This window comes from Kitasatospora sp. NRRL B-11411, assembly GCF_000721345.1.
Lineage (GTDB): Bacteria > Actinomycetota > Actinomycetes > Streptomycetales > Streptomycetaceae > Kitasatospora > Kitasatospora cineracea.
Genome location: NZ_JOGH01000179.1, coordinates 1 through 9,221, shown reverse-complemented (window position 1 = coordinate 9,221; position 9,221 = coordinate 1). Strand labels below are relative to the sequence as shown.

Here is a 9,221-nt window from a genome sequence, read left to right as displayed (position 1 = left end):
ACGCCCTCCCGGTCGGTGGTGGCATCGTCCGCGAAGCGACGGTCACCGGTCGCGTCGGGCACGTACTTCACACAGACAACGATCCTCAAGCTCACGGCCTGCTCTCCTGTTACTGGTCCGATCCGGCGGCTGCGGCAACGGTCCGTGCGCGCCGGGCGATCCTCGCCCCACGCGCGGGGCCCGCGGCCCGAGCGACGTGCGCAGGTGCCCCTCCGGAACTCCCCGGCAGCATACTCACGAGTAGCCCAGCCGTCACTACTCGCCAGTAGCTTACGCTGCCCGCCGGTCCGGCCGGGCACCATGCCGCCGCCTGTGGCCCATCCTGCCCCAGCCCGACCCGAGTGCCACCTGACTCGGCGCCAGATCCCCTGTGAGATTGAACGCCCCGCACCGGACGGTTCCTAGTGCCGCGTCAGGCAACCTTCGCCCGTCGCGACGCCCGGCACGCGCCCTCCTTGCCCGCCATCGGGCAGGAGGGGCCCGCTCGCCGCACCGGCCGAAAACCCAAGTACATCCAGTACGAGGGCTTCCGGCCGGCACGCCGAGAGCACGCACCAAGGGGGCACCTCCCAGCCCCCTTGGGGCTGGGGGAGCCGCTCCTTCACGGCAAAGGTTGCCTGACGCGGCACTAGACCGCCTCGCCCAGCGCCGCGATCACGTCCGCCCGGCGCGGCTGCCCCGCCGCCCGCCGCACCACTCGGCCCGACGCGTCCAGCACCAGCACGGTCGGCGTCCGCAGGATCTCCAGCCGCCGCACCAGCTCCAGTTGCGACTCGGCGTCCACCTCCACGTGCGCGACGCCCTCCACCATCCCGGCCACCTCCGCCAGCGTCCGCCGGGTGGCCCGGCACGGCTGGCAGAACGACGTCGAGAACTGCACCAGCGTCGCCCGCGCCCCCAACGGCGCCCCCAGCTCCGCCCCGGTCAACCGCACCGCACCGTCCCCGCCCCGCACCCGCAGCCTCCCGTCCCGCACCTTGCGCAGCACTCCGAACCCGCCGGCCACCGCCAGCACCACCAGGCACACGATCAGTCCGGTCACCCGTCCAGTGTGACAAACCCGCCCCTGGGCCCGGCAGCCCCGCCCCGGTAGCATCGCCCCCGTGACCGCCCGCACCCCGTCGTCGAACGCCCGGCTGACCAGCCGCCGGGTGATCGACCTGTGCCGGGCCTGCACCACCCGCTGTCGCTGAGCGCACGTCCCCGACGTCCGACCTCCCGCCAGCGACCCCTTCTCCGGAGCCCCTCCGTGCAGCCCGCGCAGATCGACCCCCGCGGCCCCCGTTTCGCCGCGGTCCTCACCACCCTCGTCCTCGCCGCCGCCCTGATCACCGGCAGCCGCCCGCTGCTCGCCGTCCAGGCCGCGGTCTTCGCCGCCGGCGCGCTCGGCGGCCACCGCTACGCCCCCTACGGCCTGCTCTACCGCACCCTGGTCCGCCCCCGGCTCGGGCCGCCCGCCGAACTCGAGGACGCCCGCCCGCCGCGCTTCGCCCAGGGCGTCGGCCTGGCCTTCACGCTGCTCGCCGTCCTGGCCGCACTGGCCGGCCTCGGCCCGCTCGCCACGGCCCTCACCGCACTGGCCCTGGCCGCCGCCTTCCTGAACGCCGCCTTCGACTACTGCCTCGGCTGCGAGTTCTACCTGCTGCTGCACCGCGCCCGCGCCCGGACCCCCGGAGGGGGCCGGGCGTGACAGACCGTGCCCGTTCGGGGGATCATCGGGGGGAAACACCCGTGGCCGCCGCGGCGTGCCGCGACTTCTCGGCCCTGCCACCACGCCCCGGGTACCACCGGACCGGGCGCATGGCCCGTGGGAAGTAGGGCTGACCGTGGCTGAGTTCGTGTACCCGCCGGTGATCCGTACCGCGCTCGCCGCCTTCAAGGCGCTGGACCTGCGGATCTCCATCGTCGGCGCCGAGCACGTCCCCGCCACCGGCGGCGCCGTCCTGGTCAGCAATCACATCAGCTACCTGGACTTCATCTTCGCGGGCTTCGGCGCGTACCGGGTGGGCCGCCGCAAGACCCGCTTCATGGCCAAGGACGACGTGTTCCGGCACCGGATCTCCGGCCCGCTGATGCGCGGCATGAAGCACATCCCGGTGGACCGCACCGACGGCCAGCCCGCGTACGAGGCCGCGGTGAAGGCGCTGCGCGAGGGCGAGGTGGTCGGGGTGTTCCCGGAGGCCACCATCAGCCGCTCGTTCACGCTGAAGAAGTTCAAGACCGGTGCGGCCCGGATGGCCGCGGACTCCGGCACCCCGCTGCTGCCGGTGGTCCTGTGGGGCACCCAGCAGCTGTGGACCAAGGGCCGCCCGAAGACGCTGACCAAGCGCCACGTCCCGGTGACCATCATGATCGGCGAGCCGATCCACCTGGCCCCGACCGACAAGCCCGTCATGGTGACCCGCCGCCTGCGCGCCGCGATGACCGAGATGCTGGACCGCGCCCAGCGCGACTACCCGGCGAAGCCGGCCGGCCCGGACGACTCCTGGTGGCTGCCCGCCCACCTGGGCGGCACCGCGCCGACCCTGGAGCAGGCGGAGGCCGAGGACGCGGCCGAGGCGGAGCGCCGCACCGCCCGCTGACGGCCCGTCGGCCCGGCCACCGTTCTCTCATCCGATCCCAAGACCGCCCTCATCCGCCGTTCCTACGCTGCCCGGGACGGTAAAGGGATCGAAAAGGGACGGGAAACCGATGGCAGCCGAACAGCAGCACCCCGGGCACGACCACGACGAGGGCCGGCGGGTCAGCCGCCGCCGCGCCCTGGCGGGCATCAGCAGCATCGGCCTGGGCGCGCTGCTGGCGGCCTGCTCCAGCTCCGGCGGGGGCAGCACCAGCGCGAGGACCACCACCGGGGTCGACGCCTCGATCTCCCCGCAGGCGTCGACCACCGAGGACCTGACCGGCCTGTTCGCGGACGCCAACACCTGCGCGCTGACCGCGCAGACCACCCAGGGCCCGTACTACTTCGACGCCGACAAGATCCGCAGCGACATCCGCGAGGACCGCGAGGGCGTCCGGCTGCGGCTGGCGATCCGGGTGCAGGACAGCGAGAGCTGCAAGGCGATCCCGAGCGCGGTGGTGGAGATCTGGCACTGCGACGCGTCCGGCACGTACTCGGGCGCCGAGCAGCTGTCCACCGGCGGCGGTGGCGGCCCGGGCGGCGGCACTCCCCCGTCGGGCGCCCCGACCGGCGCCCCGCCCTCCGGCGCTCCGACCGGCGCCCCGCCCTCGGGCGGCCCCGGCGGCCCCGGTGCCGGTGCCGGTGGTGGCGCGAACGACGGCATGGCCGACCTGACCCCGCAGGACGACAAGCGCTACCTGCGCGGCGCCCAGGTCACCAACCAGGACGGCATCGTCGAGTTCACCACCGTCTGGCCCGGCTGGTACTCCGGCCGCACCGTCCACGTCCACGCGATGGTGCACATCGACAACGAACGCACCCTCACCACCCAGGTGATGATGGACGAGGCGCTGAACACCGCGGTCTTCGCCAAGGCCCCGTACAGCACGCACACCGGCCGCGACACCTTCAACGACGGCGACAGCATCTACCAGCCGTCGATGCTGCTGAAGGTCACCGAGGACGGCGACGGCTACCTCGGCGTGATCACCTTCGCCGCCGACCCCGACAAGAACGGCAAGTAGTCCCCTCAGCCTCCACCGCCCACCGCCCGCCGCCCCGCCCGGGATCAGCTCCCCGCGAGGCGGTGGGCGGCGACGTCGTGCAGCAGCCCCAGCAGCGGCCGCAGGCGCCGCTCGGCCCGGGCGGCGAGCGCCGCCAGCACCGGCAGGTCGGCGGCGGTGACGGCGGCCGCGGGCCGGGCCAGCCAGGCCGCCGGGTGGTGCAGGTCGTGCAGCAGGGTGCGGGGCGCCACGCCCGGCCCGGCCCCGACGGGGCTGCCGCCGTGGACGACGTAGCGGCCGTCCGCGGACGCCTTCCAGGCCGTGACGGGCTCCGACAGCCCGGCGGTCGGCGGCGGTTCGGGGACGGGGTCGAGCGTCCCGGTGTCGTGGAAGTGCGGCCGGCCGAGCGCCCAGCCGCCCACCACCCGCCAGGACGGCACCGCGAACAGCGGGTGCAGGGCCGGGGTGTCCACCGCGCCGGTCTCCCGCAGCTGCCCGCCGTGCCGCTCCCAGCGGCGCAGGCCTCCCCCGACCCCGGCGGTGACCAGCAGGTCGGGACCGAGCAGGACGGCCTCCGCCGCGCCCCCGGTCTCGGCCGCGGCGATCGCCCGGCCCTCGGGCAGGCCGACCAGCACCGTCCGGCGGCCGTCCGTGAGCGCGACCCGGGTGCCGGTCGGGTCGACGGCGAGGCGGTCGCAGCGCGACAGCCCGGTGCCCGCCAGGTCGACGGCGACCGGGGGCTCGCCGCCCGTCCCCACCAGGATGCCGCGCATCCGCGCCAGGCCCACCACGTAGCCGTCCGCGGTGGCCGCCACCCGGGCGCCGCGCAGCGCGTTGCCCTCGGCGAGCTGCTCCCCGGCGCCGCCGTCGAGCAGCGCCAGCACCTGGTGCGGCGGCTCCGGCAGGTCCAGCACGGCGACGGCCCGCCGCGGGCCGAGGCAGGCGACCGCCTCCCACCCGTACGGGCCGGCGCCGCGGTGCAGCACCCGCAGTCGGCCGCTGCCCGCGTCGAACCCCTTGAGCGCCCAACGGCCGTCCGGCTGAAAGCCGTTGACCGCGAGCGCGGGCCGGCCGTGGGCGAACCCGACGCCGTCCGCGCTGCCGCCGAGGGCCGGCAGCTCCCGGTCCGGGGCGGCCGGGGAACGGCGGGCGGGCACCGCCGGGTCCGCGGCCGCGAGGCGCTCGGCCAGCGCCCGCGCGGCGGGGCCCGGCGGCTGCCACCGCCCGGCGAGCGCCCGAGCCAGCCGCGCGCCGTCCGCCACCGGGACGGACAGCGCCAGCGCCCACAGCCCGGCGTCGTCCCCGGCCCCGGTGAGCCGCCGCGCCTCGGCGTCGATCTCCCCGGCCGGCCCCCAGGGCAGCCGCGGGGCCAGGCGGCGGCGCCGCTGCTCCTGCTCGGCGGCGGCGACCCGGGCCGCCAGCCGCTCCTGCTCCGCGCCGGCCCGCTCGTCCTCCGCGTCCAGCCCGAGGGTGCGCCGGACCGCCCGGATCACCGCCAACGCGCTGACCAGGGACGGCCCGTAGGCCGGCAGGTCGGCGTCCACCAGGTCCTGCCAGAGCGGGACGGCGGCCTCCCGGTCGGCCAGGCCCGCGCGGTCGTACGGGGCGACGGCCCCGACGTGCTCCAACGCCTCGGCCAGCAACGGGCGGTGGGCCTCGGGGTCGACGCTCGCCAGGTACGCGCACAGGGTGACGCCGGTCCGGGCCGCCGCCATGGTCTCCCGGCGGTGGTCGACCGGCTCCGGCGGCTCGGCGACGTCCACCGGGCGGGCGGATTCGGGCTCGGCCAGCCGCTCCCGCAGCGCGGCGCTCTCCGCCAGCGCGACGGCGGCCTCCTCCGGTTGTCCGGCGGCGACCAGGGCGCGGCTCAACACCCGCAGCGACTCGGCGAGTTGGAGCTCCATCACGGCGGAGGCTCCGGTCAGCAGCCGCCGGTCGGTCTCCACCGCCTCCCCGGCCAGGGCCACCGCGCGCTGCCGCCAGCCCGCCGCGACGGGCTGGTGCAGGCCGGGGCTGTCCGGCGCGGCCCGGATGATCGTCTCGGCCCGCTCGTAGTGCTGGACCAGCCACTCGGCCAGCATCCGCAGGGCACCGGCCAGGGCGGCCTCGTACCGGGCCGGGTTGCCCGCGGCGAGCCGCCGGTCCAGGACCACCACCTGTTCGAGCGCCGCCAGCGCGGCCCGGCCTCCGAGGTAGCCGCGCGGCAGCAGCATGGCGATGTTGTTCAGGCAGACCCGCAGGTGGGCCGGCCCCTCCTCCTCGGACGGCCTGGTCCGGGACATCCGCCAGAAGATCTCCAGCGCCTCGTGGTCGGCCTCCAGCGCCTCCGCCGTCCGCCCGGCCACCCGCAGCCGGCTCGCGAGGTTGACCAGCAGCGCGCCGCCGCCCGTCCCGGTGGCCGCCGGTTCCATCAGGCCGAGCCGCCGGGCGGTGTCGACCGCCTCCAGCGCGAAGGCCAGCGAGGTCTGCCGCTCCCCGTACCGGGCCAGCCGGGTGGCGAGGTTGGACAGCACGAAGGCCAGCGGCCGCTCGAACGTCGCCGGGTCGGCCTGGGCCAGCGGCCGGTAGAGCTCGGCCGCCTCGGTCAGCGCGTCCAGGTTCTCGCGGTAACGCCCGGCCCCCGCCAGCGCGTTGGCGAGCCGGGCGTGGATCGCCGCCCGCTGCGCCGGGTCCCCGGTGCGGGCCAGCCGCCGCCGGGCCAGCACGCAGGCCAGGTCGGCCGCGCCCGGCGCCAGGTCGACACGGTCGTAGGGGGGCAGCTGCGACTCCACCGCCTCCAGCAGGTCGAACGGGACGCCGGGCAGCGCGGCCAGCGCGCTCAGCACCGGACTGCCCGCCTCCACGGCCAGCCCGGGCCGCCCGCGCAGCAGCGGGAACAGGTGCCCGTCCGCCACGTGCGGCCAGCGCTCGGCGGCCGCGGCCAGCAGCAGCAGGGTGCGCCGGACCCAGCCGGGGGCCGGCCGGTCGCCGGTGAGCGTGCGGACGCTGCCCGGCGCCCAGTCCCGGGCCGGGTAGTCCGCGGCGTGGCCGGGCAGCGTCAGGGCGGCGAAGTCCTCGGCCAGCCGGTCGGGTTGGAGCGGTTCCAGGACGGTGGCCCGGCCGGCCCCGGCGGGCGGGTAGCAGCTCGCGTGGTCGGCCAGCACCCGCTCCGCGGGCAGCCCGAGCTCCAGCCCGCCGAGCACCCGCGCACCGGCCTGCGGCGCCAGCGGGCCGGTCAGCGCGGCCGCGAACACCACCCGGTTCATCACCTCCGGCGGAGTGGTCCACGGCGCCTCCCCGGAACCGTCGTCCGACCGGTGGGCGCCGCCGCCGTCCAGCCGGTGGGTCCCGTCGCCGTGCCGGCGCGCCCAGTGCAGGTGCTCGCGGTCCAGCAGGTAGACGGTCAGCCCGGCCGGGTCCGTCGGCGTCCGCCGCCCGGCCAGGTGGGCGTCGACGGACACCAGCGCCGCCAGGTGGACGGCCAGGGTCAGCCCGAACTCCGGCCCGTCCAGCCACGGCGGCGGGGACATCCAGCCGGGGACCGCCACCCCGTAGCGCGCCGCGAAGCCGTCCCGGGCCGCGGTGAACATCCGGGCCCGGTGGCCGGCCGGGTCGTCGCCGTCACCGAGGGCCGCCAGCTCCTGCGCCGAGGTCCCGGCCCGGTGGTCGGCCAGCACCGCGCGGACCGCCGGCCAGGGCCCGGTGTCCCGGGCCAGCATCAGCACCCGGGCCGGCACGGCCGGGTCGTGCAGCAGCGCGTTGCTGAGCAGCCAGGTCAGGTGGGAGAGCGGCCACCGGTCGGCGTAGTCGACGAGCAGCAGCAGGCCCGGCGCACCGTCCAGCCGCAGGTCCTGGCTGCCCGGCGGCGGCAGCACCGACCCCGGGCCCTCGGTGGCGGTGACCACCTTCCACCCGTCGTCGGCCAACTCCCGGGCCAGCCGCGCCGCCAGCCGGGTCTTGCCCTGCCCGCCGGGCCCGTGCAGCCAGCGGACCCCCAGCCGGGGGCCGCCCCCGCACCAGGCCCGCAGCTCGGCCAGCTCCGCCGCCCGGCCGGTGAAACCGACCACCTCCCAGCGGGCGTTGAGCATCCGGCTCGGCAACTCGCCCAGCCAGGCGTCCTCGACGGCCTCCCCCGGCCGCCAGTTCTCCAGCACGTAGACGGGCGTGCCGTCGCCGAAGACGTGGATGTCCGCACCGATCGCCCCGTACGCGAACCCGGCCTCCGCGACGACCCGCTGCTCCGCCCGCCCCGACCACCCGCCCCGCCCGTCGGACGGCCCCGGCGGTCTCACCGCTGCCCCTCGCCCGCCTCCCCGCCGCCGTCCGGGACGGGCCCGCGCGGCGGATCGGGCTGCGCCGCCTCGTGCACCACCACGTTCCCGCCGAGCGCGCCGTAGGCCCGGCCGTGGTCGCGCGCGGTCACGTTCAACGTCCAGTGCTGCTCGGCCCGGGGCAGCGCGGCCACCGTCTGCTCCACGAACACCCGCAGCTCATCGGCCAGTTCGGGGTGCGCGGTCAGCAGCGCCTCCAACTCGACCTGCCACGCCGGGGCGAGCCCCTGCCGCGCCCGCTCCGGCTCCGACGCCAGCGCCACCAGCCCGGCATCCCGGTCCAGCCGGGCCTCCACCAGCTCCTGCCCGGCCGCCCCGCCCCGCCCGAACAGCCTGGCGGCGCCGTCCCTGACGGTCTGCCAGGCGTCGGTGGCCATCGCCCCCACCAACGCCGTACCACCCGCACCGGCGAGCGCGACCAACGATTCGGCGAGCATCCGTTCCCCCTGGACCGCTTGTTCCCGTCCCATCGCCGTGACCCGGCCGTCCCATGGTGCCACCCGACGCGCCCGGCCGGGGTCCCACCGGAGCACGTTCACCGGACCGTGTCCACCGAGCCGCCCTCCCCGCGCCCCGCCGCCGTCGCCTTCCAGCCGGTGCACTGGCCCGCCGACGGCTGCTCGGCCGGTGCACCAGCCGACCGCTGGCGCCTTCAGCCGGTGAACCAGCCCGCCGCGTCCAGCCGGAACCCGGACGAGCCGGTCAACTGCGCCAGCCCGTCCTCCAGTTCGCGCAGCCGCCGCTCCCCGAGCGCGGCCGCCCAGCGCCCCCGGATCTCCTCGAACCCGGCCGCCGACCGGGCCAGCAGGTCCAGCCCGTGCGGCGTCAACCGGACGACCTTGCGCCGCGCGTCCCGCGGATCGTCCGCCCGCTCCGCGTACCCGAGCGCCTCCAGCCGGTCGACGGTCTTCCCGGCGGCCTGCTTGGACACCCCCAGCCGCCGACCGATCTCGCTCGCACTCACCCCGTCGATCCCGATCGCCTGCAGGGCGAAGCCGTACGCGGGCCGGGCGTCCGGGTGCCCCTCGCGGGCCAGCCGGTCGTGCAACTCGTCGATGATCGTGCGGAATCCGGCGAACAGCAGCAGCGGCAGCTCGAACCCGTCCCTGGCCCGGCCGGCCGGTTCCCCGTTGCGCGAATCGACAACCTGGTTTACGTTTTGGTCAACCACGTTGTCCATTCTAGGACGCACCGCCGGGGCCCGCCCGCCGGCCACCCCGGCCTGCCCTCCACCCACCCCGAAAGGCCCACCCATGTCCACCACCTCCGCCGCCACCCCCACCCCCT

At 76.9% G+C, this 9,221-nt stretch carries 7 protein-coding genes and 1 pseudogene; 3 read left to right on the top strand and 5 right to left on the bottom strand.

What is annotated here, in order from left to right; genetic code table 11:
* Positions 1 to 95, bottom strand: a pseudogene (locus IH44_RS45975) (electron transfer flavoprotein subunit beta); the annotation flags it as partial.
* Between the two features lie 533 nt (positions 96 to 628).
* Complete coding sequence (locus IH44_RS0137435; protein WP_030464312.1) at positions 629 to 1,042, bottom strand: thioredoxin family protein; 414 nt, start codon at positions 1,040 to 1,042, stop codon at positions 629 to 631.
* 207 nt (positions 1,043 to 1,249) lie between these two features.
* Between IH44_RS0137435 and IH44_RS0137430 the strand changes: the two genes are divergently transcribed.
* The 3 genes from IH44_RS0137430 (at position 1,250) to IH44_RS0137420 (ending at position 3,645) form a co-directional block, all read left to right on the top strand.
* A complete protein-coding gene (locus IH44_RS0137430) occupies positions 1,250 to 1,690 on the top strand; it encodes a DUF4395 domain-containing protein (RefSeq protein WP_030464311.1) in 441 nt (146 codons plus the stop codon).
* 136 nt (positions 1,691 to 1,826) lie between these two features.
* A complete protein-coding gene (locus IH44_RS0137425) occupies positions 1,827 to 2,582 on the top strand; it encodes a 1-acyl-sn-glycerol-3-phosphate acyltransferase (RefSeq protein WP_030464310.1) in 756 nt (251 codons plus the stop codon).
* 109 nt (positions 2,583 to 2,691) lie between these two features.
* Positions 2,692 to 3,645, top strand: coding sequence for a protocatechuate dioxygenase (locus IH44_RS0137420; protein ID WP_030464309.1), 954 nt, complete (start codon positions 2,692 to 2,694; stop codon positions 3,643 to 3,645).
* Between the two features lie 44 nt (positions 3,646 to 3,689).
* Here IH44_RS0137420 and IH44_RS43455 read toward each other — a convergent pair whose 3' ends face one another.
* The 3 genes from IH44_RS43455 to IH44_RS0137405 form a co-directional block, all read right to left on the bottom strand.
* Positions 3,690 to 7,895 carry an ATP-binding protein gene (locus IH44_RS43455; protein ID WP_051818133.1) on the bottom strand — a complete coding sequence of 1,402 codons (4,206 nt, stop codon included), beginning with the start codon at positions 7,893 to 7,895 and terminating at the stop codon, positions 3,690 to 3,692.
* Positions 7,892 to 8,371, bottom strand: coding sequence for a hypothetical protein (locus tag IH44_RS43450; RefSeq protein WP_051818131.1), 480 nt, complete (start codon positions 8,369 to 8,371; stop codon positions 7,892 to 7,894). The genes IH44_RS43455 and IH44_RS43450 overlap by 4 nt, the downstream gene beginning before the upstream one ends.
* A 215-nt stretch (positions 8,372 to 8,586) precedes the next feature.
* Positions 8,587 to 9,114 (bottom strand): MarR family winged helix-turn-helix transcriptional regulator, encoded by a 528-nt coding sequence (locus tag IH44_RS0137405; RefSeq protein ID WP_030464306.1) that lies wholly within the window; start codon positions 9,112 to 9,114, stop codon positions 8,587 to 8,589.
* Positions 9,115 to 9,221 lie beyond the last annotated feature (107 nt).